We start from the raw sequence: 22447 nt of genomic DNA, 5'->3' as shown, positions 1-22447 counted from the left end.
GGGGCGTCGCCCGGATCGTCGTCCGCGCCGCCGACGGCGCGACCAGGCTGGTCACCGACCTGCTCGGCGCCAGCCCGGCGGCCGGCCGGGAGCGGATCAGCGAGGACGAGCTGCGCGACCTGGTCGCCGCCAACACCGTCCTGGACCCGGTGGAACGCCGGATCATCGACGAGGTGCTGGTGGCCGGCGCCAAGATGGTCCGCGAGGTGATGATGCCCCGCACCGAGGTCGTGTTCCTCTCCGCCGGCCTGACCATCACCGAGGCCGAGCGGCTGGTACGCGCCGAGACGCACACCCGCTACCCCGTCGTCGACGGCACCCACGACGACGTCGTCGGCTTCGTGCACCTGCGCGACGTGCTGCTCCGCCCCGACCTCCACCCGTGCACCACGGTCGGCGAGCTGACCCGGGAGGTCAAACAGCTGCCCGGCAGCAAACGGGTGCTCGCCGCGCTGAGCGAGATGCGCCGGGAGCGCCACCACCTCGCGGTCGTGGTCGACGAGTACGGCGGCACCGCCGGCATCGTCACCCTGGAGGACCTCATCGAGGAGCTGATCGGGGAGATCCACGACGAGTACGACGCCCCGCCCGACCCGGTGCACGTCGGCCTGCCCGCCGAGGTGGACGGCCGGCTGAACCTCGCCGACTTCGCCGAGCGGACGGGGGTGGCGCTGCCCGTCGGCCCGTACGAGACGGTCGGCGGCTTCGTGATGGCGTCGCTGGGACGCCTGCCCGTCGCCGGCGACGAGGTGCCGGTGGCCGTCGAGCCGGCCGGCAACGGCACGCCGGAGCCGCCCGAGGGGTCGGGCGGCTGGCTGCTGCGGGTCGTGGAGCTGGAGGGCCGCCGGGTGGCCCGGCTCGCGGTCTCCGCCGGGCGGCCGCCCGAACCGAGGCGCGAGGTCACCACGCCGACGGCGGCCGGCGCGAGTCGACCCGCCGGCCCGTCATGACGTACGCCGGGTGTTGCTGACAGAATTGCCGGCATGTCCGACGTACCCGTCCGCCCGCGCGTCTTCTCCGGTATCCAGCCGACGGCCGACTCGTTCCACCTCGGCAACTACCTGGGCGCGATCCGGCACTGGGTGGCGTTGCAGGAGACCCACGACGCGTTCTACTGCGTGGTGGACCTGCACGCGATCACCATCGGGCACGACGCGGCGTCGCTGCGGCAGCGGTCCCGGACGGCTGCCGCGCAGCTGCTCGCCGTCGGTCTGGACCCGGAGCGCTGCACGCTGTTCGTGCAGTCCCAGGTGCCCGAGCACCCGCAGCTCGCCTGGGTCCTGTCCTGCATCACCGGCTTCGGCGAGGCCGGCCGGATGACCCAGTTCAAGGACAAGTCGCAGAAGCAGGGCAACGAGCGGTCCAGCGTGGGGCTGTTCACCTACCCGATCCTGCAGGCCGCCGACATCCTGCTGTACCAGGCGCACGCGGTGCCGGTCGGCGAGGACCAGCGCCAGCACCTGGAGCTGTCCCGCGACCTGGCGCAGCGGTTCAACTCGCTGTTCGGCCCGACCTTCACGGTGCCCGCCCCGCACATCGTCAAGGACACCGCGAAGATCACCGACCTCCAGGACCCGACCGCCAAGATGTCGAAGTCCTCCTCGTCGCCGGCCGGCATCGTCAACCTGCTGGACGACGCGGCCCGCTCGGCGAAGAAGATCCGCTCGGCGGTCACCGACACCGGTCGCGAGATCGTCTTCGACACCGAGACCAAGCCCGGCGTGTCCAACCTGCTCACGATCTACTCGGCGCTGGCCGGCCGGAGCATCGACGACCTCGTCGCCGCGTACGCCGGCAAGGGCTACGGCGACCTGAAGAAGGACCTCGGTGAGGTGGTCCGGGAGTTCGTCACCCCGGTCCAGGAGCGCACCCGGGGCTACCTCGACGACCCGGCGCAGCTCGACAAGCTGCTCGCCGCCGGGGCGGAGAAGGCCCGCACGGTCGCCGCCGAGACGCTGCGCACCGCGTACGAGCGGGTGGGCTTCTTCCCGCCGGTGCGCGGCGAGTAGCGCGGCGGCGTACGGGCGAGGTGGAGGGTCGGTGGCCGAAGGGGTGGCGGGCAGCGTGGACCGCGGAGACGGGACGCCGGCGACGGCCGGTGACACCATCCAGATCGGCATCGCCGTCGACATCCCGGAGCCCTGGGGCAGCTACCTGACCCGACGCCGGGTCGAGGCGGGTGACCCGCAGGCGGTGCCCGCGCACGTGACGCTGCTCGGGCCCACCGAGATCCCGGTGGCGACGCTGCCCGCGGTGGAACGGCACCTCGGCGCGGTCGCCACCGGCCACCTGCCGTTCACCCTGCACCTGCGGGGCACCGGCACCTTCCGGCCGGTGACCCAGGTGGTCTTCGTGGCGGTCGCCGCCGGGATCAGCGAGTGCGAACTGCTCGCCGCCGCGATCCGGGCCGCCCCCGAACTGCACCGGGAGACGCGCTTCCCGTACCACCCGCACGTCACCGTCGCCCAGGACGTCGCGCCGGAGGCGCTGGACAAGGCGTACGAGGACCTGGCCGACTTCTCGGCCATGTTCGAGGTGGAGGCGTTCACCCTCTTCTCCCACAGCGGTGCGGCCCGCTGGCAGCCGCGCCGGGACTTCCGGCTCGGCGGCTGACCCGCACCGGTCGGATCGGCAAGGATGACGGCGTGAACGCGTTCGGCCGTATCGAGGCCGCCCTGGACCGACGGATCAGCGCGGCGCGCCGCCGCTCGGTCCGTGTCGACCATGTGTGGCGGGCCGGCGTGCTCTACAACGACGTGCTGGGCGGCCGGCTGGCGGCGGCCATCGCCTACTACGGGTTCTTCGCGGTCTTCGCGCTCGCGCTGGTCGGGTACTGGGTGTTCGGTGCGGTCCTGGAGAGCAACGCCGAGGTCCGCGACGCGGCGGCGGACTTCCTGGGGGAGAACCTGCCGTTCCTGGACCCGGTGCAGATCAAGGAGAGCAGCGGCACCGTCGGCGTGATCGGCCTGATCATCCTGGCGTTCACCGGCATCGGCTGGGTGGAGGCGATCCGCTCCTCGCAGCGGCTCATGTACGGCCTCAACCAGCAACCCGGCAACCTGGTGATCCGGCGGCTGGTCGACCTCGGCGTGCTGCTCGTGGTGTTCGTGCTGCTCGGCGGATCGGTGGCCGCCGTGGACGCGCTGGAGTCACTGCTGCGCTTCCTGTTGCGCAGCACCGGCTCGGTCGGCCTGACCACGGTCAGCGCGGTGCTCAGCGTGGTGGTCAACGCGGTGCTCGCCACCCTGCTGCTGGTGGCGGTGCCCCGGCTCCGCATGAGCCGGTCCCGGCTGCGGCCGGTGGTGCTCTTCGTCGCGGTCGGCATCACGCTGCTCAACACGGTCGGGCGGTACTACGTGGTCCGGACCGAGCGGAACCCGGCGTACACCGTCGTGGCCGGCGCGGTCGGTCTGCTGCTCTACCTGTACCTGCTCAACCAGCTCGTGCTCTTCGGCGCGGCGCTCGCCGCCACCAGCACCCGGGGACGGGTGGTCGACCTGGCCGAGGGCCCCGCGCCGGCCGACCTGGACGTCGACACCGACCCCGGCACCCCGGGCGGCGCCGGGTGACCGGCGGGAAAGGAGAAGCCGTGCGGCTCTCGGTCGACCCGGGCTCGTCGGTGCCCCCGTACGAGCAGGTGCGCGCGCAGCTCGCGGCGCAGGTGGGTGACGGGCGGCTGCCGGTCGGCACGCGGCTGCCCACCGTGCGGCAGCTCGCCGCGGACCTCGAACTGGCGGTGAACACCGTCGCCCGCGCCTACCGTGAGCTGGAGGCGGCCGGCCTGCTGGAGACCCGGGGTCGGCACGGCACCTTCGTCGCACCCGGCCGCGACGACGCGCGGGACCGGTTGCACCGCGCGGCGGCCGACTACGCGGCGGAGGCCGCCCGGCTGGGCGTCCCGCCGGAGGCGGCGCTGGACCTCGTGCGGGCCGCGCTCGACGCCGCCCGGCGAGGGTGACCGCTCCGCGCCGGGCGCGGAGTCGATCACCACAATCGCGCCGATCCGCCCCCGCGCCCCCGCGTCAGGGGACCATGATGGGCGCGTGGGCGCTCTCGTGACACTCGACCTGCCGGAAGACTCGCCGATGCTCGGCCTGCCGTGGATCATCACCTTCGGCCCGCTCGGTGACGCCGACGAGTGGGAACCGGTGGTCTGCGGGCCGTACGAGCGAGCCCACGCGCTCGCGCTGGCCGAGGCGGTCGTCGCCGAGGAGCAGCTCATGGCGGTGGTCGAGCCGTTGTTGCCGGCGGTGTCGGCGGAGGAGATCCGCGGCGAGATCGCCGCCGCCCAGATCGCCGCCGAGGACGAGGTGGCCCGGGTCGACGACGCCGACCTCTACGGCGACTACGAGGACACGATCGACGAGGAGCTGGAGGCGGCAGCCGCCGAGGACCGCCTCGAACCACTGCCCGCACCCTCCGAGGCGGAGCTGCGCGCGGGCTTCGGCCGGATCGCGGCGAGGCTGACCGGCCGGGCGGACTGATTACCCGAGATGGAACGTCGGCGCCTCACGGAGCGTGCTCCGCGAGGCGCCGACGCCACCTCACCCCCCACCACAAGGGGTCGGTTGCCCAGCCGCCCGTCGGCGCGGAGCACAACGGACGACCAGGTCGATGACGGGATACCCGCTCAGCGGCGTTCGAACCAGGCGGCCGCGTCGACCGGGAGCAGGTGGCCGGAGCCCTGCCCGGTGAGCGCCTCGCTGGCCACGACCGGTTCGCCGTACCCGTCGATCAGGGCCGGCGCGCCGCTGATGTTGACCACGCAGGTCAACACGGCCTCGCCGGCGTTGCGGCTGAAGGCGAGCACGCCGGGCTCGGTCTCCAGCCAGGTGATTCCGGACGCGCCGGTGGACAGCGCCGGGTGCGAGCGCCGCACGTGCAGCGCCGCGCGGTAGAGCTCCAGCGTCGAGCCGGGCACGCCGGCCTGGGCGGCCACCGAGAGGGCACGCCAGGTCGCGGGGGCCGGCAGCCAGCTCAGCTCGCTGCCCTCCGGCCCGAAGCCGTACGGGGACAGCTCGCCGCTCCACGGGATCGGCACCCGGCAGCCGTCGCGGCTCTCGCCGGTGCGGAGGAACTGCGGGTCCTGCCGCACCTCGTCGGGCAGGTCCAGCACCTCGGGCAGGCCGAGTTCCTCGCCCTGGTAGAGGTACGCGCAGCCGGGCAGGGCCAGCATCAGCAGGGAGGCGGCGCGAGCGCGGCGCAGCCCCTCGGCGCCGTCGCCGTAGCGGGTGACGTGCCGCTGCTTGTCGTGGTTCGACAGGACCCAGGTGGTCGGCGCGCCGACGATGGTCGACTCGGCGAGCGCGGTGTCGATCACCTTGCGGAACGAGTCGGCGGACCAGGTGGCGTCGAGGAAGTCGAAGCTGAACGCCTGGTGCAGCTCGTCGGCCCCGATGTAGCGGGCCAGCCGCTGCGGGGTCTCCGCCCACGCTTCGGCCACGGCCATCCGGCCGCCGGGGTAGCTGTCCAGGATCGGCCGCCAGGCTCGGTAGATCTCGTGCACCTCGTCCTGGTCGAAGTAGGGGAGTCGGCCCTTGCCGAGCAGCTCCACCTGACGCTGACCGGTGGTCATCGTGCTGAAGCCGACGTCCGGAAGCCCCTCGGCCTTGATCATCCCGTGCGCCACGTCGATCCGGAAGCCGTCGACGCCGCGGTCCAGCCAGAAGCGCAGCACGTCCTCGAACTCGGAGCGGACCTCGGGGTTGCGCCAGTTCAGGTCGGGCTGGGCCGGGTCGAACAGGTGCAGGTACCACTGGCCGTCCGGCAGCCGCGTCCAGGCCGGGCCACCGAAGATGCTCTCCCAGTCGTTCGGGGGCTCGTCGCCGTTCTCGCCCCGACCCTCGGCGAAGAGGTAGCGCTCCCGCTCGGGGGAGCCCGGGCCGGCGGCCAGGGCGGCCTGGAACCAGGGGTGCGCGTCGGAGGTGTGGTTCGGTACGAGGTCGACGATGATCCGCAGTCCCAGCGCGTGGGCGTCGGTGATCATGTTGTCGAAGTCGGTGAGGGTGCCGAACATGGGGTCGACGTCGCGGTAGTCGGCCACGTCGTAGCCGCCGTCGACCATCGGCGAGGTGTAGAAGGGGGTCAGCCAGAGCGCGTCGACCCCGAGGTCCCGCAGGTACGGCAGGCGCTCCCGGATGCCCTGGAGGTCGCCGATGCCGTCGGAGTTCGAGTCGGCGAAGCTGCGGACGTAGACCTGGTAGACGACCGCGGAGCGCCACCAGTCGTCGTCGGAGGTCAGCGGCGTGGGGTTGCTGACGGTCATCGGAGGCGTTCCCCGTTCTCTGGCTCGGGACAGCGGCACTGCGGCGCGGCCGGGTGGTGACACGCGGGTGTCTGAGAAGAATGCCGCTCGCTTGCTGCAAGAGTCAAGCAATGCTTGCGCAAGAAATGACAGCGGTCACGCTACCCGTCGGTACGCCGCCGGGTCGGCACCCCAGGTTCGGGTCGTGTCGAGCTGATGTCGGCGTCGGACGGTGGGCGGCGTGGCGGGGTGTCAGGCGGAGACGGCGAGCGCGGACGGTGTGGCCCGCTGGCGTGCCGGGCTGTCACCCGACCCGGCCGCCGCGCGAGCGACCGCGGTGGAGCCGCGCACGACCAGTTCCGGACGGAAGAGGTACTCCGAGTGCGGGGAGGCGTGGCCGTTGATCTCGTCGACCAGGGCGCGCACCGCGGCCACCGCCATGGCCGTCACCGGCTGGCGCATGGTGGTCAGCGGCGGGTCGGTGAACGCCATCAGCGGGGAGTCGTCGTAGCCGACCACGGACAGGTCGGCCGGAACGGACAGGCCGCGCTGGCGGGCGGCCCGGATCGCACCGAGCGCCATCAGGTCGGAGCCGCAGACGATGCCGGTGACGCCCCGGTCCAGCAGCCGTGCGGCGGCCGCCTCGCCGCCCTCCACGCCGAACAGGGACAGCTCGGTCAGCTCGGAGAGCTCGTCGTCGGTGACGTCGGTGAGGCGCTTCATGGCCGCCAGGTAGCCGCCGACCTTGCGCTGCACCGGCACGAACCGGTCCGGGCCGGTGATCAGACCGATCCGGCGGTGCCCCAGGGCCACCAGGTGGGCGACGGCCAGTTCGGCTGCCTCCCGGTCGTCGCAGGAGACGAAGGGCGCCGAGATGCCGGGCGCGTAGCCGTTGATCATGACGACCGGCAGCGGGCGGGCGAGCAGCGCGCGGTAGCGGTCGTGGTCGGCGGCGGTGTCGGCGTGCAGGCCGGAGACGAACACGATGCCGGAGACCTGGCGGTCGAGCAGCATCTCGACGTACTCGTCCTCGCGGACACCGCCCGGGGTCTGGGTGCAGAGCACGGGCGTGAACCCGGTGGGCGCCAGTGCCGACTCGATGATCTGGGCGAAGGCCGGGAAGATCGGGTTGTCGAGTTCCGGGACCACCAGGCCGACCAGGCCTGCACTGCGCTTGCGCAGGCGGGCCGGGCGCTCGTAGCCGAGCACGTCGAGGGCGGTCAGGACGGCCTGCCGGGTCTCAGGGGCCACTCCCGGGCGGTCGTTGAGCACCCGCGACACCGTGGCCTCGCTGACTTCGGCCTGCTGGGCGATGTCGGACAGGCGAGCGCGCATGGTCGGCACTGTAGCTCACCGGATAGTTCTTGCGCAGTGGTCGGCAAGTTCTTGCAGATTCGAGCAGACATGATCGGCGGGCATCGTCCGGCGACGCCTCACGGGCGGCCGACACCGCCGCGCCGGCGGCTCCGTCGACGGACGGGCAGGTGACGTACGGTCTCCACCCGGTCACCGAGGTGGGATGTTGGCCACGTCGAGGCCTGCGGGTTTGTCCCAAAGGCCCTATGAGGGGCATCGTCAGATGACAAGACGGGCTCGGTTGTTGCAAGCACGTTCGCAAGGGGTTTCTAATCCCGAAACTTCTTGCTACCGTCGCGCCGATACCCGGCAGGCAATCTAGGAGCGAACATGCGTCGCACAGCCAAGGGGATCGCCGTTCTCGCCTCCACCACCCTTGCTCTCGCCCTCGCCGCCTGTGGCGGGGAGGACAAGGCCACGGAGGAGACGCCGAAGGCCGATCCCGCAGCTCTCAAGGCCGAACTCACCTGGTGGGACACGTCCGACCCGAAGAACGAGGGTCCGGCGTTCCAGGAGCTGATCGCCAAGTTCAACCAGACCTACCCGAACGTCAAGGTCAACTACCAGTCGGTCCCGTTCGGTGAGGCCCAGAACAAGTTCAAGACCGCCGCGCAGGCCAAGACGGGCGCGCCGGACATCCTGCGGGCCGAGGTGGCCTGGGTGCCGGAGTTCGCCTCCCTCGGTTACCTCTACGCGCTGGACGGCTCCGAGCTGCTGAGCGACGAGTCGGACTTCCTGGAGACCCCGCTCGCCTCGAACAAGTTCGACGGCAAGACCTACGGCGTCCCGCAGGTGACCGACACCCTGTCGCTCATGTACAACAAGGAACTGCTGACCAAGGCCGGCATCACCTCGCCGCCCAAGACCTGGGCCGAGCTGAAGACCGTCTCGCAGACCATCAAGCAGAAGACCGGCGCCGAGGGTGTGTACATCAACCCGGCCGGCTACTTCATGCTGCCCTTCATGTACGGCGAGGGCGGCGACCTGGTCGACACCCAGAACAAGAAGATCACCATCAACTCGGAGCAGAACGTCGCCGGGCTGAAGATCGCCAAGGACCTGATCGCCAGCGGTGCGGCCGCCAAGCCGTCCGCCAACGACTCCTACGGCACCATGATGACCCTCTTCAAGGAGAAGAAGGTCGCCATGGTCATCAACGGCCCGTGGGAGGTCAACAACGTCAAGCAGGCGCCGGGCTTCGGTGGCCTGGAGAACCTGGGCATCGCCCCGGTTCCGGGCGGCTCCGCCAAGGCCGGTGGCCCGGTCGGTGGCCACAACTACACGATCTACTCCGGCATGCCTCAGGAGAAGATCGACGCGGCCGTCGCGTTCGTGAAGTTCATGAGCTCCGCCGAGTCCCAGGCGTTCCTGTCGGAGAAGCTGGGCCTGCTGCCGACCCGCAAGTCGGCCTACAACCTCGACGCGGTCAAGAACAACCCGATCGTCGCGGCGTACCAGCCGGTCGTCGAGGCGGCCGTCGGTCGTCCGTGGATCCCCGAGGCCGGCCAGTTCTTCGGCCCGCTGGACCAGATGGCCACCGAGGTCCTGATCCAGAACAAGGACCCGAAGGCTTCGCTCGACACCGTCGCCAAGAAGTACAAGGCCGAGGTCGTTCCCTCTTACGGGCTCTGACCCGACCGTAGGCGCTGGCAGCGGCCGGCGACCACCTTCGGCATCCGGCAGGGTCCGGTGACCTCACGGTCGCCGGGCCCTGCCGGGACTCTCCCCTTGGAGCACAGCTGATGAGCACTGTGACAGCCGATCCGGCGCCCAAAGCCGCGCCGTCCGGCCGCCGCTCCGCACCACCCTCCCGGCTGCGTCGCAGCTGGGAGAAGCACTGGTACGCCTGGGCGATGGTCCTGCCCGTCGTCATCGTCCTGGCGGTCCTGATCTTCTACCCGCTGTTCCGCGGGGTCTGGCTCTCCCTGACCAACCTCACCGAGGCCAACCAGGCCGCGGAGATCTGCACCAAGTCGATCACCGGTAGCGAGGTCTGCAACGACAACCCCAACAAGTGGGAGTTCGTCGGCCTCGACAACTACATCAACGTCCTGGGCGGCAACGTCGGCCAGTTCTGGCAGTGGACCGGCATCACGCTGATCTGGACCGTCCTCTGCGTCGCCTTCCACTACGGCCTCGGCCTCGGCCTGGCCGTGATCCTGAACCGCCCGATGTGGGGCCGCGGCCTCTACCGGGTGCTGCTGGTGCTGCCCTGGGCGGTGCCGGCCTTCGTCAGCGCCTTCGCCTGGAAGTTCATCTTCAACGAGCGCTTCGGCCTGGCGAACTCGCTGCTCTCCTCACTCGGCATCGACCCGGTGGACTGGTTCGCCAACCAGTGGACGTCGCTGTTCACCGCGATCGTCACCAACATCTGGCTCGGCGTGCCGTTCATGATGGTCGCCCTGCTCGGCGGCATGCAGACGATCCCCGGTGAGCTGTACGAGGCCGCCGAGATCGACGGCGCCACCCCGTGGCAGCGGTTCCGCAACATCACGCTGCCGGGCCTGCGCCCGGTCAGCATGACGGTGATCCTGCTCGGCACCATCTGGACGTTCAACATGTTCCCGATCATCTTCCTGGTGACCGAGGGACAGCCGGCCGGCCAGACCGAGATCCTGGTGACCGGCGCGTACCGGGCGGCGTTCGAGGGCATCCGGAACTACTCGCTCGCCTCCACCTACGGCGTGCTGATCCTGTCGATCCTGCTGGTGTTCTCCGTGTTCTACCGGCGGATCCTGCGCAAGCAAGGCGAGGTGTGGTGACATGAGCCAGCTGACAACGCCGGTGGCGGCGACTCCCGCCGCGGTCGGGGCCGTCAAGACCCGTGCCGTCAGGCGGCCAGGACGCAGCGGGCGCAGCCGGGCCAAGTCCCTGCTGCTGCACGGCACGCTGATCCTCGCCTCGCTGATCGCGATCGCCCCGATCGCCTGGGTGCTGCTGTCGTCGTTCAAGCCCGGGTACGCGGTGCAGAGCAGCGACCTGACGCTGGTCAAGGATCCGACCCTGGCCAACTACAGCTACGTGCTGTTCGACACCAACTTCCCGAAGTGGCTGCTGAACTCGGTGATCGTCGCGGCGTTCACGATGATCATCGGCATCTTCTTCTCGGCCACCACCGGCTACGCGGTGTCCCGGTTCAACTTCCCGGGCCGCCGTCCGCTGATGCTGGTCTTCCTGGTCACCCAGATGTTCCCGGTGGCCATCCTGATCGTGCCGATCTACACGATCATGGCGCGGCTGGGGCTGATCAACACGCTGCCGGCGTTGATCATCGCGTACCTGACCATCGCAGTGCCGTTCTGTGCCTGGATGTTGAAGGGCTACTTCGACTCCATCCCCACCTCGCTGGACGAGGCGGCGGCGCTGGACGGGTGCGGCCCGTTCACCATCTTCTGGCGGATCATCCTGCCGCTGGCCCGCCCGGCCGTGGCGGTGACCGCCTTCTACACCTTCCTCACCGCCTGGGGTGAGGTGGCGTACGCGTCGGCGTTCATCCAGACCGACAACAAGTTCACCCTGGCGTACGGGCTCCAGCAGTTCGTGCCGCAGTTCAACCCGCAGTGGGAGTACCTGACGGCGGCGGCGGTGCTCGTCACCATCCCGGCCGGCCTGGTGTTCATGGTCGCCCAGCGGCACCTGGTCTCCGGCCTCACCGCCGGCGGCACGAAGGGCTGACACGCGGGACGACCGTCACGACGGGGGTGGACACCGACCGGTGTCCGCCCCCGTCGTCGTTCGTGGGGTCAGCGGGTGGGCCGCAGGAGGGCGCGGACGCCGGCGAGGTAGGTCTCCCGGTCCGGCCCGCCGGTGAGGACGACCTGGAGGAACCAGCCCGGCACCAGGGCGAAGAGGGCGGCGGCGACGGCTTCCGGGTCGGCCTCGGCCGGTATCTCCCCGGTGCGCTGCGCCTGCCGGGCGAGCGTCTCGAAGTGACGACGGAAGCCGTCGTACGTGGCGGCGACGAAGGCGCCCAGTGCCGGGTCCCGCTGGGCCTCGCCCCAGACCTGGATGGCGATCCGCAGGACGCCCTCCTCGCCGGCCTGGGTCTCCACGTACGTCAGGGCGCGGTCGAGCGCCTCCAGCAGTGGCAGGGGTGGGTCCTGGCGGATCGTCTCGGCGAGCACCGCACCCGCGCCGCCGATCGCGTCCTCGGCGATCGCCTTGATCAGATCGGCCTTGCTCGGGAAGTAGCGGTAGACCGCCCCCACCGAGAGGCCCGCCTCGGCGATGACGTCCTGCATGGTCGTGCGGTGGAAGCCGTCGCGCAGGAAGCACCGGCGGGCCGCCTCGACGATCTGGCGGCGGCGGGCGGCGAGATGTTCCTCCGAGACACGTGGCACGGGATACATCGTAAAGCGAACGCTCGTTCTTGACAGCGACGACGCCAGCGTAGGAGCCTAGAGCCGTAATAGAACGAGCATTCGTTTTAGGAGTGCACCATGTCGACCCGTACCCGATCGCCCCTGCTGCTCGCCGCCCTGATCGCCGCGCTGGCGGTCGGGGTGCAGGCGCTGCTCGTACCCCTCTTCGCGGCACCGGCCGCGAACCTCGCGCCGCGCGATCTGCCGGTCGCCGTCGCGGGCCCCGCGCCCGTCGCCGACGAACTGGCCGACCGGCTCACGGCCGCCCGTCCCGGGGCCTTCGCGGTCACCACCGTGCCCGACGCGACGGCGGCCGACCGGGCGTTGCGCGACCGGGAGGTGTACGCCGCCTTCGTCACCGGCCAGGACGGCGTCTCCCTGCACACCGCCTCCGCCGCCGGCCCCATCGTCGCGGCGCTGCTCACCGAGGCCGCCGGTCAGCTCTCCGGCGGGCGACCGGTCGCCGTGGTCGACGTGGTGCCCGGCGATCCGGACGACCTCCGGGGGGCCGGCTTCGCCGCCGGCTTCCTGCCGCTGGCGCTGACCAGCATGCTCGCCGGGCTCCTGCTGACCCTGCTGGTCACCGGCCGCACGGCCCGGCTGACCGGACTGCTGGCCTACGGGGTGCTCGCCGGCGCGGTCGGCGCGGCGGTGCTGCACGGGTGGCTGGGCGTCATCGACGGTGGATGGCTCACCGAAGCGGGGGCGATCGGCCTGTTCGCGCTCGCCGCCGCGGCCACCGTGGCCGGGCTCGGCGCACTGCTCGGACGCGCCGGCCTCGGGCTGGGTGCGCTGCTGGTGTTCCTGGTCGGCAATCCGCTGTCCGCGGTCAGCGCCGCTCCGGAGCTGCTCCCGCAGCCCTGGGGGGCCCTCGGGCAGTGGCTGCCGGTCGGCGCCGGCGGCACCCTGCTCCGCTCGGCGGCCTTCTTCGACGGTGCCGGCGCGGGCCGCGCGGCGGCGGTCCTGGCCGGGTACGCGGTGCTCGGTCTGACCCTGGTGGTCCTCGGGGATCGCGGCCGTCGCCCGGTCGGTCCCGCCGAGGTGGCCGCGCCGGGACGCGCCGGCTGAACTGGCCCCCTACTACAAAGCGTCGTTCATGGGGGAGGATGTCGCCTGTGGAAGCTCTGAGACTGGTACTCCTCTACGTCCATCTGATCGGTTTCGCGCTGCTCCTCGGCGGGGCGGTCGCCCAGTACGTCAGCGGGCGGCTGCGGATCAACGCGGCCATGTTGTGGGGTTCGGTGATCGGCCTGCTGACCGGCATCGGGCTCGCCGCCCCGCTGCGTGACGGCGACGAGCCGGACCCCGCGAAGCTTGTTACCAAACTGGTGCTCGCGCTGCTCATCTTTGTCATGGTCTTCTTCTCCCGGAAGCGGGCCGACGTCAACCGTGGCCACTTCCTGGCGATCGTCGGGTTGACCCTGGTTAACGCGGCGGTGGCGGTGTTCTGGCGGTAGCTTTCGGATAGGGGAAGCGGCCTCGGAAAACGGACGAAAGGCGTCGCCCGCACGGCCCTCTACCAGCACTGAGAGTGATGTGCCCCACGCAAGGGTTACGTAGGGGTAACAGGGGCTCAACAGTCGTGCACGATTGTCGGCCGGTGGGTGGGCGCGGGCGTACGCTCCCGTCCGTAACGTGGGACGCCGGCGGCGCAGGGCAGGCCGGCGCAAGGGCTGCCCATCGCGGGAACGCGGTGGGCAATGGGAAGGAGACGTCTTGCGCTCGGTGCGTGGGATGCGGATCGCCTCGGTCCTGGCGGTGGGTGGGCTCGTGCTGAGCGCCGCCGCCTGTGGCGAGGCCCCGGACGAGAACAACGGCGCCGGTGACGGCGGCAAGAAGTACAACGCCTGCATGGTGACCGACGTCGGCGGCATCGACGACAAGTCGTTCAACACCTCGGCGTGGGCCGGCCTTGAGGCCGCCAAGGCCGAGAACAACAACATCACGACGAAGTACGTCGCGTCGAAGGCTGAGGCGGACTACGAGGTCAACCTGACCCAGTACGTCAACCAGGACTGCGACTTCATCCTGGCCGTCGGTGGCCTGATGGGCACCGCCACGTCCAAGGTCGCGGCGGCGAATCCGGACCAGCAGTTCGGCATCGTCGACGCGAAGGTGCCGGAGAGCAACGTCTACCCGATGCAGTTCGACACGGCCCAGGCCGGCTTCCTCGCCGGTTACCTGGCCGCCGGCATGACGAAGACCGGCGCGGTGGGCACCTACGGTGGTCTGCCGATCCCGCCGGTGACCATCTTCATGGACGGTTACGCCGACGGCGTCGCGCACTACAACAAGACCAAGAGCAAGAACGTCCGCGTTCTCGGTTGGGACAAGGCGACCCAGAAGGGCTCCTTCACCAACGACTTCGTGAAGCAGGACGAGGGCAAGAAGGTCAGCGACGCGCTGGTCGCCCAGGGTGCCGACATCATCATGCCGGTCGCCGGCGGCGCCGGCCTCGGGACCACCAGTGCGGCCAAGGCCTCGGGCGGCAAGTACAACACCATCTGGGTGGACGTCGACGGCTGCAAGAGCACCCCGGACTGCCCGGTGATCATCAGCACCGTGGTCAAGAACATCCCGGACGCCGTGAAGGAGGCCGTGCTCAAGGCCGCCAACGGTGAGAAGCTCGAGGCCAACCCGGGCTTCCTGGGCACCCTGGCCAACAACGGCGTCTCGCTGGCTCCGTACAACGAGTTCGACAGCAAGGTCCCGGCCGAGCTGAAGACGGAGATCGACAAGCTGAAGGCGGACATCGCCGCCGGCACCATCAAGGTCGAGTCCGCGGCCCAGCCGAAGTGACCCACCGCCGGCCGACCACGATGGGACGATCATCGGGGTAGGCCGGCGAGTGGCACGGCATTACGATCGGCCGCTCCGGCGCCACGGGCACACCGTGGCGCGGGGGCGGCCGATCCGCTCCGCCCCGACGACGGGTCCGCGCGCCCCCCGGCGACCCGGCAGCTACGCTGCACCATCGCTTCGCACTCCAGGAGGTTGCGCTGAGACTCGAACTGCGCGGCATCACCAAGCGGTTCGGTGATCTGGTCGCCAACGATCACATCGACCTGACGGTGGAGCCTGGAGAGATCCACGCCCTGCTCGGCGAGAACGGCGCCGGCAAGTCGACCCTGATGAACGTGCTCTACGGGCTCTACCAGCCCGACGAGGGCGAGATCCTGGTCGACGGAAAGCCGCTGAAGCTGAGGGGCCCGTCCGACGCGATCGGGGCCGGCATCGGCATGGTGCACCAGCACTTCATGCTCGTACCGGTCTTCACCGTCGCGGAGAACATCATGCTCGGCGCCGAGCAGGTCCGCGGCGGCCTGGCCGGCTTCCTGGACCGGCGGCGGGCCCGGCGCGAGGTCGCCGAGGTCTCCGCCCGCTACAACCTGCGGGTCGACCCGGACGCGATCGTCGAGGACCTGCCGGTCGGCATCCAGCAGCGGGTGGAGATCGTCAAGGCGCTCACCCGGGACGTGGACCTGCTGATCCTGGACGAGCCCACCGCGGTGCTCACCCCGCAGGAGACCGAGGAACTGCTGACCGTGATGCGGTCGCTCAAGGCCGCCGGCAAGTCGATCGTCTTCATCACCCACAAGCTCGGCGAGGTCAAGGCCATCGCCGACCGGATCACCGTGATCCGGCGCGGAAAGACCGTCGGCACCGCCTCCCCGGAGGCGAGCCGCGACGAACTGGCCGCCCTCATGGTCGGCCGCAGCGTCCGCCTCACCGTGGACAAGCAGCCGGCCACCCCGGGCAAGCCGATCCTGGAGGTCGCCGGCCTGGTCGTCGACGACGACCGGCAGGTGCGCGCCGTCGACGGAGTGGACCTGACCGTGCACGCCGGTGAGGTGCTGGGCGTCGCGGGTGTGCAGGGCAACGGCCAGACCGAGCTGATCGAGGCCATCATGGGCCTGCGTCCGACGCTCGCCGGCACGGTGACCCTGGACGGGCAGCCGGTGCACGGCTGGTCGACCAAGAAGGTGCTCCGCGCCGGCGTCGGCTACGTGCCCGAGGACCGCAGCGTCGACGGCCTGGTCAAGGAGTTCAGCGTCGCCGAGAACCTGGTGCTGGACATCTACGACCGGCCGCCGTTCGGCAAGGGGCTGGCGCTCAAGCCGGACGCCATCGCCACGTCGGCGAAGGAGCGGATCGAGCAGTTCGACGTCCGGACCTCCTCGGCCGAGGCGCCGGTGGGCACCCTCTCCGGCGGCAACCAGCAGAAGGTGATCGTGGCCCGGGAGCTGTCCCGGCCGCTGAAGCTCTTCATCGCCGCCCAGCCGACCCGCGGCGTCGACGTCGGCTCGATCGAGTTCATCCACAGCCGGGTCATCCGCGAGCGCGACATCGGCACCGCCGTCATGGTCGTCTCCAGCGAGCTGGACGAGGTGATCGGCCTCGCCGACCGGATCGCGGTCATGTACCGCGGCCGGATCATCGGCATCGTCGGCCCGGACACCCCGCGTGAGGAGATCGGCCTGCTGATGGCCGGCATCGCCCCCGACAGCGCGACTCCGGCTCCCGAGGGCCCCGGTAGCGAGGACAAGGCATGACCAACGTGAACCCCGGTTCTCCGGACAAGGAGCCGGCGACCGAGGCGCAGGCCGCGCAGACCGCGCTCGGCAACACCGAGCAGGCCGAGTCGGCGACCACGCCGAAGCGGCCGGCGCCCGAGGGGCGGCCGTCGCTCGGCCGGCTGTTCCTGGACAACCTGTGGGCGGCCAACACCTTCACCGTGACGCTGCTGTCGCTGGTGCTGGCGATGCTCGTCGGCGCGGTGCTGATGATCGTGTCCGACCCGGAGGTGCTCGCCACCTACAGCTACATCACCGCCCGCCCGGCCGACGCGATCAACGCCAGTTGGACGCTGGTCAGCGAGGCGTACGGGAACCTGTTCAAGGGCGCCGTCTTCGACCCGGACGCCGTGGGCTTCAACGCGGCGCTCAGCCCGATCTCGGAGACGCTGACGTACACCGCGCCGCTGGTCTTCACCGGCCTGTCGGTGGCGCTCGCCTTCCGCGGCGGCCTGTTCAACATCGGTGCGCAGGGCCAGGCCACCATGGGTGTCATCCTTGCCGCGCTGGCCGGCTTCCTGCTGCCGCTGCCGCCCGGCCTGCACCTGCTCGTCGCGGTGCTCGCCGGCGCGCTGGGCGGCGCGATCTGGGGCTTCATCCCGGGCATCCTCAAGGCGCGGACCGGCGCTCACGAGGTGATCAACACGATCATGCTCAACTACATCGCCGTCTACTTCCTGACCTGGCTGATCGTGCAGAACGGGGTGCAGGACCCGAACCGTACGGACGCGATCAGCAAGTCGGTGGACGCCTCGGCGCAGCTGCCCCGGCTGCTCGGCGACGGGCTGCGGGTGCACGCCGGCATCATCGTGGCGGTGCTCGCCACCTGGGCGGTGGCCTGGCTGCTCAACCGCTCGACGCTCGGCTTCGAGCTGCGCGCCGTGGGCGCCAACCCGGACGCCGCCCGCACCGCCGGCATCAGCGTCACCAAGACGTACGTCCTGATCATGGTCTTCGCCGGTGCCCTCGCCGGCCTCGGCGGCTCGCAGATGGTCCTCGGCACCACGGCGAGCGCCCTGACCCCGCTGGTGGTGGCGCAGGTCGGCTTCGACGGCATCCTGGTCGCGCTGCTCGGCCGGGTGAAGCCGTGGGGCGTCGCGCTGGCCGCGCTGCTCTTCGGCGCGCTCCAGGCCGGCGGCAACCGGATGCAGTCGTACTCCGGGATCTCGCTGGAGCTGGTCACCGTGCTCCAGGCGCTGATCGTCATCTTCATCGCCGCGCCGGCCCTGGTGAAGGCGATCTTCCAGCTCCGGGCCGCGCGGGCCGCCCGGCTCCAGACGAGCCTCGCGAAGGGCTGGTGACCCGTGTCCACCATGGCTGTCGAGAACGTCGCGGTCGCCCCGGTCGACCAGGGGTTCTGGAACCGTACGCGCAAGGTCGGGGTCGTGCTGCTCGCGCTCGGCCTGCTCGGCGCGGTCCTGTTCGGGGCGCTCGCCACCGACCAGCGGGCCCGCTTCACGCTCAGCGAGGACGCCGCCGGCGCCGCGCTGGAGGTCAACGGCACGATCGGCGCGATCCTGTTCGGCCTGGTCGCGATCGCCGCCGGCGTGGCGATGCTCGCCGGGCTGCCGAAGCGCTGGTTCACCCTGGTGCTCGGTGTCGGGCTGGTCGGCTTCGTGCTGAGCTTCCTGTGCTGGCAGGTGTCCGCGGCGCCGACCGGGCAGAACTTCATGCCGCTGGTCAACATCGTCCGGGGCACCTTCATCCTGGCCCTGCCGCTGATCTTCGGCGCACTCGCCGGCGTGCTCTGCGAGCGGTCCGGCGTGGTGAACGTGGCCATCGAGGGCCAGCTGCTGATGGGGGCGTTCAGCGGCGCGCTCTTCGGCAGCATCTCCGGCAGCGTCTGGGTGGGTCTGGTCGCCGCCGCGATCGGCGGCGCGTTCATCTCGCTGCTGCTGGCCGTCTTCGCCATCCGCTACCTGGTCGACCAGGTGGTCATGGGCATCGTGCTGAACCTGCTCGCGGTGGGCGTGACCGGCTTCCTCTACGAGCGCCTGATGCAGACCAACGCGCAGGAGTACAACAGCGCGCCCCGGTTCAGCAACTGGGAGATCCCGCTGCTGTCGGACATCCCGCTGCTCGGCCCGGCGCTGTTCCGCGGCAACATCTTCCTCTACCTCGGTCTGCTGCTGGTGCTGGTGATCCACATCGCGCTGTTCCGTACCCGCTGGGGCCTGCGGACCCGCGCGGTCGGCGAGCACCCGATCGCGGCCGACACCCTCGGCGTGCGGGTGCTCCGCCTGCGGTACCTGAACGTGGTGCTCGCGGGCGTGGTGGCCGGCATCGGCGGTGCCTCCTACACCCTGGCGCTGTACTCGTTCACCAAGAACATGATCGGCGGTAAGGGCTTCATCGCCCTCGCCGCCCTGATCTTCGGCCGGTGGAGCCCGACCGGCGCGCTGCTCGCGGCGCTCTTCTTCGGCTTCGCCGACCAGCTCGCCACGTACCTCAGCGCGATCAACAGCACCATCCCGAGCCAGTTCCTGGCCATGCTGCCGTACCTCGCGACGATTCTGGCCGTGGCCGGGCTCGTTGGACGGGTACGGGCGCCGGCCGCCGACGGCAAGCCGTACATCAAGGGCTGACGGGAGCGCGACATGGAGATCGATTGGGAACGGCTGCGGGCCGCCGCGACCGACGTGATGCGGCACGCGTACGTGCCGTACTCGAAGTTCCCGGTGGGTGCCGCCGCGCTGGTCGACGACGGCCGGATCGTGGTGGGCTGCAACGTGGAGAACGCCGGGTACGGCGTCACCCTCTGCGCGGAGTGCGGTGTGGTGTCCTCGCTGCACGCCACCGGCGGGGGCCGGCTCGTGGCGCTGTCCTGCGTCGACGCCACCGGTGAGCCGCTGATGCCGTGCGGCCGGTGCCGGCAGTTGCTGTGGGAGAACGGCGGCCCGGAGTGCCTGGTGGAGGCGAAGGGCGGCCTGCTGCGGATGGCCGAGCTGCTGCCGCATGCCTTCGACGTGGCCGACCTGGACGCGGTGACCGCGGCGGACCCGGTGCCGGTGGTGCCCGAGCGGCTCGCCGCCTGGCGTGGGCGGGGCACGGTCTTCGTGCACCCCGACCTGTCGGCCGGACAGCAGATCTGGACGGCGTACTGGGAGCGGTCGGCCGGCGACACCGAGGGCGCCGAGACCGGTGTGCTGGAGGAGGGTCCCACCTGGGAGGCTCCGGCGGAGGCGGTCACCTGGGGCCTGGCCCGGACACCACGGGTGGTGGTGGTGGACGCCTCGGGCACGATCTTCTGGGCGGGCGAGGGCGATCCGCCGATGGAGATCCCGGTCCGCTGGTCGTCCTGAGCCTGTCGGCGGTCGCGGTTCGCGGACCGGTGTCGGCACCGACTAGATGAGAGATCTTGTGATGAGTGGTTTTGCGGCGGTCGACGTCATCCGGACGAAGCGCGACGGAGGTGTGCTCTCCGACGCGCAGATCGACTGGGTGGTGGACGCGTACACCCGGGGGGTGGTCGCGGACGAGCAGATGTCGGCCCTGGCCATGGCGATCCTGCTGAACGGCATGACCGCACCGGAGATCGCCCGGTGGACCGCCGCGATGATCGCCAGCGGTGAGCGCCTCGACCTGTCGGCGGTCGACCGGCCGACCGTGGACAAGCACTCCACCGGCGGCGTCGGCGACAAGATCACTCTGCCGCTCACCCCGCTGGTGGCGGCCTGCGGCGCGGCCGTACCGCAGCTCAGCGGTCGCGGTCTCGGCCACACCGGCGGCACCCTGGACAAGCTGGAGTCCATTCCCGGCTGGCGGGCGGCGCTGAGCAACGAGGAGTTCATCGCCCAGCTCCGCGACGTCGGCGCGGTCGTCTGCGCCGCCGGGGCCGGGCTCGCCCCCGCCGACCGCAAGCTGTACGCGCTGCGCGACGTCACCGGCACCGTCGAGGCGATCCCGCTGATCGCCAGCTCCATCATGAGCAAGAAGATCGCCGAGGGGACCGGCGCGCTGGTGCTCGACGTCAAGGTCGGCTCCGGCGCGTTCATGAAGTCGGTCGACCAGGCGCGCGAGCTGGCCCGCACGATGGTCGAGCTGGGTGGCGCCCACGGCGTGAAGACCGTCGCCCTGCTCACCGACATGTCCACCCCACTCGGCCTGACGATCGGCAACGCCGTCGAGGTGACCGAGTCGGTCGAGGTGCTGGCCGGTGGTGGTCCCGCCGACGTGGTGGAGCTGACCCTCGCACTGGCCCGGGAGATGCTCGACGCGGCCGGCCTGCCGGACGCCGACCCGGAGGCGGCGCTGCGCGACGGCCGGGCGATGGACGCCTGGCGGTCGATGATCCGGGCGCAGGACGGCGACCCGGACGCCCCGATGCCGGCCGCTGCCGAGGTCGAGGTGGTCCGTGCCGACGCGGACGGCTTCGTGGCGGAGGTCGACGCGTACGCCATGGGGGTGGCCGCGTGGCGGCTCGGCGCCGGACGGGCCCGCAAGGAGGACCCGGTCAGCGTGCCGGCCGGTGTCGTGCTGCACAAGCGGCCGGGCGATCCGGTGCGGGCCGGCGACCCCCTGTACGAGCTGCGCGCCGACGACGCCACCCGGATCCCGGCGGCGCTCGCCGAGGCGGCCCGGGCGGTGCGGATCGCGCCGGCGGCACCGGCCACGTCGCCGCTGGTCATCGAGCGGATCGGCTGACCCGGCATTTCGGAAGGCGGGACGGTGCGGCTATCCTCCCTCGCCAGGGGGACCACCGGCGCCGAGCAGTCGTGAAGGACAGGATTTCGCCGTGACCGTACCTGCCCCCGATCCGCGCGCCGTGCGCGAGGCGAGCCTCGACGAGCTGGTCCGGATGGGGCTGCCGTTGCCGCCACCCCAGTTCCCCCTGGTCTGGGAACCCGGCGACGAGATCGAGCTGCGTCCGACCCGGGAGATCGAGGCGCGGATCGCGGTTCTGCACCTGATCCTGGCCCGCTGCTTCGGTATGCCACCGCAGGCGGCGATGAGCTGGCTGCTCGCCTCCCACCTGGTCGAGATGGTGACCCCGCCGGAGTGGCAGTTCGTCACCGGCGGTAAGGGCGACCACCGGTCCTTCGTGCTGCACCACGACGCGCTCTTCGCGCTCACCTGGGTGATCGGCCTGACCAAACAGCTCGACCCGACGCTGCCGGTGGACGAGCGGCTGGTGGAGCGCATGCCGCACATCGTCGCCGGGGAGACCTTCGGGCAGTGGCGCACGCGGATCCTCGCCGCCCCGCAGCACCCCGCCGACGCGGCGGCCCTGCTCGACCTGCACTACTGCCTGGACTGGGCGTACCTGGAGGCCGAGAAGGCCGGCCGGGCGCTGCCCGGGGTGGTTGACGCCAACGCGATCGGGCAACGCCGGTGGGCGCTGGAGTGGGCGGTGATCCTGCGCGGCCCGTACCACGACGAGCCCCCCGGCTGGGAAGAGGTCGACCTCTCCACCTAGCGAGGCAGCCAGGTGCCGAGCCGTACGGCGACGGTCACCCGTACCGGCTCGCCGAACGCGGTGATCCGGGTCGCCAGGCCGGCCGGGTCGGTGTGCCAGGCGCTCGGACCCATCCCGACCAGCGTCGCGACCTCCGGCCCGGTCAGCTCCAGCTCGCGCCGGTGCACCTCGGAGGCCGCCTCGGTGAAGTGCCCGCCCAGGCTGTCGGAGACCCGGTCGGCCTTCGCCGGGTCGACCCGGAGCAGGCCCAGCGCTCCGACCAGCTCGGCGAGGTGGTCCTCCGCCGGGGTCACCACGAGCAGCGTCCCGGCCGGGTCGAGGACCCGGTGGAACTCCGCGCCGTTGCGGGGGGCGAAGACGTTGAGCAGCACGGCGGTGGAGCCGTCGGCCAGCGGCAGCCTCTCGGTCTCGCCGCCAAGCACCGCCGCGGGCTGCTCGGGCAGCCAGCGCCTCCGGTCCCCTGGACATCGCCCGGGCTGCCGCCGCCGAGGATGCC

Annotated in this window: 21 protein-coding genes and 1 pseudogene; 18 read left to right on the top strand and 4 right to left on the bottom strand. The window is 71.2% G+C overall.

Annotated features, from left to right (window positions below; translation table 11 throughout):
* From AB0I76_RS05455 to AB0I76_RS05430, 6 genes are all read left to right on the top strand, one after another.
* Positions 1–950, top strand: a 950-nt coding sequence (locus AB0I76_RS05455) for a hemolysin family protein (protein ID WP_357030220.1), incomplete at its 5' end; no start/stop codon positions are given.
* Positions 951–983: 33 nt separating this feature from the next.
* Positions 984–2009: a tryptophan--tRNA ligase gene (gene trpS, locus AB0I76_RS05450; RefSeq protein ID WP_357030218.1), complete on the top strand. Its 1026-nt coding sequence runs from the start codon at positions 984–986 to the stop codon at positions 2007–2009.
* A gap of 31 nt (positions 2010–2040) precedes the next feature.
* A complete protein-coding gene (locus tag AB0I76_RS05445) occupies positions 2041–2613 on the top strand; it encodes a 2'-5' RNA ligase family protein (protein ID WP_357030216.1) in 573 nt (190 codons plus the stop codon).
* A 32-nt stretch (positions 2614–2645) separates the two neighbouring features.
* Positions 2646–3569 carry a YhjD/YihY/BrkB family envelope integrity protein gene (locus tag AB0I76_RS05440; protein WP_357030213.1) on the top strand — a complete coding sequence of 308 codons (924 nt, stop codon included), beginning with the start codon at positions 2646–2648 and terminating at the stop codon, positions 3567–3569.
* Between the two features lie 20 nt (positions 3570–3589).
* Positions 3590–3958: a GntR family transcriptional regulator gene (locus AB0I76_RS05435; RefSeq protein WP_357030211.1), complete on the top strand. Its 369-nt coding sequence runs from the start codon at positions 3590–3592 to the stop codon at positions 3956–3958.
* An 85-nt stretch (positions 3959–4043) separates the two neighbouring features.
* A complete protein-coding gene (locus tag AB0I76_RS05430; RefSeq protein WP_357030209.1) occupies positions 4044–4484 on the top strand; it encodes a hypothetical protein in 441 nt (146 codons plus the stop codon).
* A 146-nt stretch (positions 4485–4630) separates the two neighbouring features.
* Here the strand turns inward: AB0I76_RS05430 and AB0I76_RS05425 are convergent, their stop codons facing one another.
* On the bottom strand, positions 4631–6265 hold the full coding sequence (locus tag AB0I76_RS05425) for a glycoside hydrolase family 13 protein (protein ID WP_357030207.1): 1635 nt from the start codon (positions 6263–6265) through the stop codon (positions 4631–4633).
* A 231-nt stretch (positions 6266–6496) separates the two neighbouring features.
* Entirely contained in the window at positions 6497–7579 is a 1083-nt protein-coding gene (locus AB0I76_RS05420) for a LacI family DNA-binding transcriptional regulator (RefSeq protein ID WP_357030205.1), read from the bottom strand.
* Positions 7580–7930: 351 nt separating this feature from the next.
* Here AB0I76_RS05420 and AB0I76_RS05415 point away from each other — a divergent pair, with 351 nt between their 5' ends.
* The 3 genes from AB0I76_RS05415 to AB0I76_RS05405 all read left to right on the top strand — a co-directional run bounded on the left by AB0I76_RS05415 (position 7931) and on the right by AB0I76_RS05405 (position 11275).
* Positions 7931–9232, top strand: coding sequence for an extracellular solute-binding protein (locus AB0I76_RS05415; protein WP_357030203.1), 1302 nt, complete (start codon positions 7931–7933; stop codon positions 9230–9232).
* Between the two features lie 110 nt (positions 9233–9342).
* A complete protein-coding gene (locus AB0I76_RS05410) occupies positions 9343–10362 on the top strand; it encodes a sugar ABC transporter permease (RefSeq protein WP_357030201.1) in 1020 nt (339 codons plus the stop codon).
* Position 10363: 1 nt separating this feature from the next.
* On the top strand, positions 10364–11275 hold the full coding sequence (locus AB0I76_RS05405; RefSeq protein WP_357030199.1) for a sugar ABC transporter permease: 912 nt from the start codon (positions 10364–10366) through the stop codon (positions 11273–11275).
* A gap of 68 nt (positions 11276–11343) precedes the next feature.
* Here the strand turns inward: AB0I76_RS05405 and AB0I76_RS05400 are convergent, their stop codons facing one another.
* Positions 11344–11949: a TetR/AcrR family transcriptional regulator gene (locus AB0I76_RS05400; protein ID WP_357030197.1), complete on the bottom strand. Its 606-nt coding sequence runs from the start codon at positions 11947–11949 to the stop codon at positions 11344–11346.
* Positions 11950–12039: 90 nt separating this feature from the next.
* On the opposite strand from AB0I76_RS05400, the gene AB0I76_RS05395 reads away from it, so the two are divergent.
* From AB0I76_RS05395 to AB0I76_RS05355, 9 genes are all read left to right on the top strand, one after another.
* The gene (locus AB0I76_RS05395; protein ID WP_357030195.1) at positions 12040–13029 is read left to right on the top strand and encodes a hypothetical protein; all 990 of its coding nucleotides are present in this window, start codon (positions 12040–12042) and stop codon (positions 13027–13029) included.
* Between the two features lie 47 nt (positions 13030–13076).
* On the top strand, positions 13077–13418 hold the full coding sequence (locus AB0I76_RS05390; protein WP_357030193.1) for a hypothetical protein: 342 nt from the start codon (positions 13077–13079) through the stop codon (positions 13416–13418).
* 277 nt (positions 13419–13695) lie between these two features.
* Entirely contained in the window at positions 13696–14760 is a 1065-nt protein-coding gene (locus AB0I76_RS05385) for a BMP family ABC transporter substrate-binding protein (protein WP_357030224.1), read from the top strand.
* Between the two features lie 167 nt (positions 14761–14927).
* Entirely contained in the window at positions 14928–16514 is a 1587-nt protein-coding gene (locus AB0I76_RS05380) for an ABC transporter ATP-binding protein (protein WP_357030222.1), read from the top strand.
* Positions 16511–17836 (top strand): ABC transporter permease, encoded by a 1326-nt coding sequence (locus tag AB0I76_RS05375; protein ID WP_357030191.1) that lies wholly within the window; start codon positions 16511–16513, stop codon positions 17834–17836. Before AB0I76_RS05380 ends, AB0I76_RS05375 begins: the two co-directional genes overlap by 4 nt.
* A 3-nt stretch (positions 17837–17839) precedes the next feature.
* Positions 17840–19120, top strand: coding sequence for an ABC transporter permease (locus AB0I76_RS05370; protein WP_357030189.1), 1281 nt, complete (start codon positions 17840–17842; stop codon positions 19118–19120).
* Positions 19121–19132: 12 nt separating this feature from the next.
* Positions 19133–19837 (top strand): cytidine deaminase, encoded by a 705-nt coding sequence (locus AB0I76_RS05365; RefSeq protein ID WP_357030187.1) that lies wholly within the window; start codon positions 19133–19135, stop codon positions 19835–19837.
* A gap of 61 nt (positions 19838–19898) precedes the next feature.
* Positions 19899–21179, top strand: coding sequence for a thymidine phosphorylase (locus AB0I76_RS05360; RefSeq protein ID WP_357030185.1), 1281 nt, complete (start codon positions 19899–19901; stop codon positions 21177–21179).
* Positions 21180–21270: 91 nt separating this feature from the next.
* Positions 21271–21951 (top strand): DUF4272 domain-containing protein, encoded by a 681-nt coding sequence (locus AB0I76_RS05355; RefSeq protein ID WP_357030183.1) that lies wholly within the window; start codon positions 21271–21273, stop codon positions 21949–21951.
* Here AB0I76_RS05355 and AB0I76_RS05350 read toward each other — a convergent pair.
* Positions 21948–22447, bottom strand: a pseudogene (locus tag AB0I76_RS05350) (hypothetical protein); the annotation flags it as partial. The gene AB0I76_RS05355 and the pseudogene AB0I76_RS05350 sit on opposite strands and share 4 nt — an antisense overlap.

Origin of the sequence: Micromonospora sp. NPDC049799, assembly GCF_040656655.1 — a bacterium.
GTDB lineage: Bacteria > Actinomycetota > Actinomycetes > Mycobacteriales > Micromonosporaceae > Micromonospora.
The sequence above is the reverse complement of the archived record's forward strand: the minus strand, read 5'-3'. Positions and strand labels throughout refer to the sequence as shown.

What these genes read in the sequence shown, in the direction of transcription:
- trpS (WP_357030218.1), top strand. Translation starts at nt 984, where the DNA reads ATGTCCGACGTACCCGTCCGCCCGCGCGTCTTCTCCGGTATCCAGCCG.
- AB0I76_RS05425 (WP_357030207.1), bottom strand. Translation starts at nt 6,265, where the DNA reads ATGACCGTCAGCAACCCCACGCCGCTGACCTCCGACGACGACTGGTGG.
- AB0I76_RS05420 (WP_357030205.1), bottom strand. Translation starts at nt 7,579, where the DNA reads ATGCGCGCTCGCCTGTCCGACATCGCCCAGCAGGCCGAAGTCAGCGAG.
- AB0I76_RS05415 (WP_357030203.1), top strand. Translation starts at nt 7,931, where the DNA reads ATGCGTCGCACAGCCAAGGGGATCGCCGTTCTCGCCTCCACCACCCTT.
- AB0I76_RS05410 (WP_357030201.1), top strand. Translation starts at nt 9,343, where the DNA reads ATGAGCACTGTGACAGCCGATCCGGCGCCCAAAGCCGCGCCGTCCGGC.
- AB0I76_RS05405 (WP_357030199.1), top strand. Translation starts at nt 10,364, where the DNA reads ATGAGCCAGCTGACAACGCCGGTGGCGGCGACTCCCGCCGCGGTCGGG.
- AB0I76_RS05400 (WP_357030197.1), bottom strand. Translation starts at nt 11,949, where the DNA reads ATGTATCCCGTGCCACGTGTCTCGGAGGAACATCTCGCCGCCCGCCGC.
- AB0I76_RS05395 (WP_357030195.1), top strand. Translation starts at nt 12,040, where the DNA reads ATGTCGACCCGTACCCGATCGCCCCTGCTGCTCGCCGCCCTGATCGCC.
- AB0I76_RS05385 (WP_357030224.1), top strand. Translation starts at nt 13,696, where the DNA reads ATGCGGATCGCCTCGGTCCTGGCGGTGGGTGGGCTCGTGCTGAGCGCC.
- AB0I76_RS05375 (WP_357030191.1), top strand. Translation starts at nt 16,511, where the DNA reads ATGACCAACGTGAACCCCGGTTCTCCGGACAAGGAGCCGGCGACCGAG.
- AB0I76_RS05365 (WP_357030187.1), top strand. Translation starts at nt 19,133, where the DNA reads ATGGAGATCGATTGGGAACGGCTGCGGGCCGCCGCGACCGACGTGATG.
- AB0I76_RS05360 (WP_357030185.1), top strand. Translation starts at nt 19,899, where the DNA reads ATGAGTGGTTTTGCGGCGGTCGACGTCATCCGGACGAAGCGCGACGGA.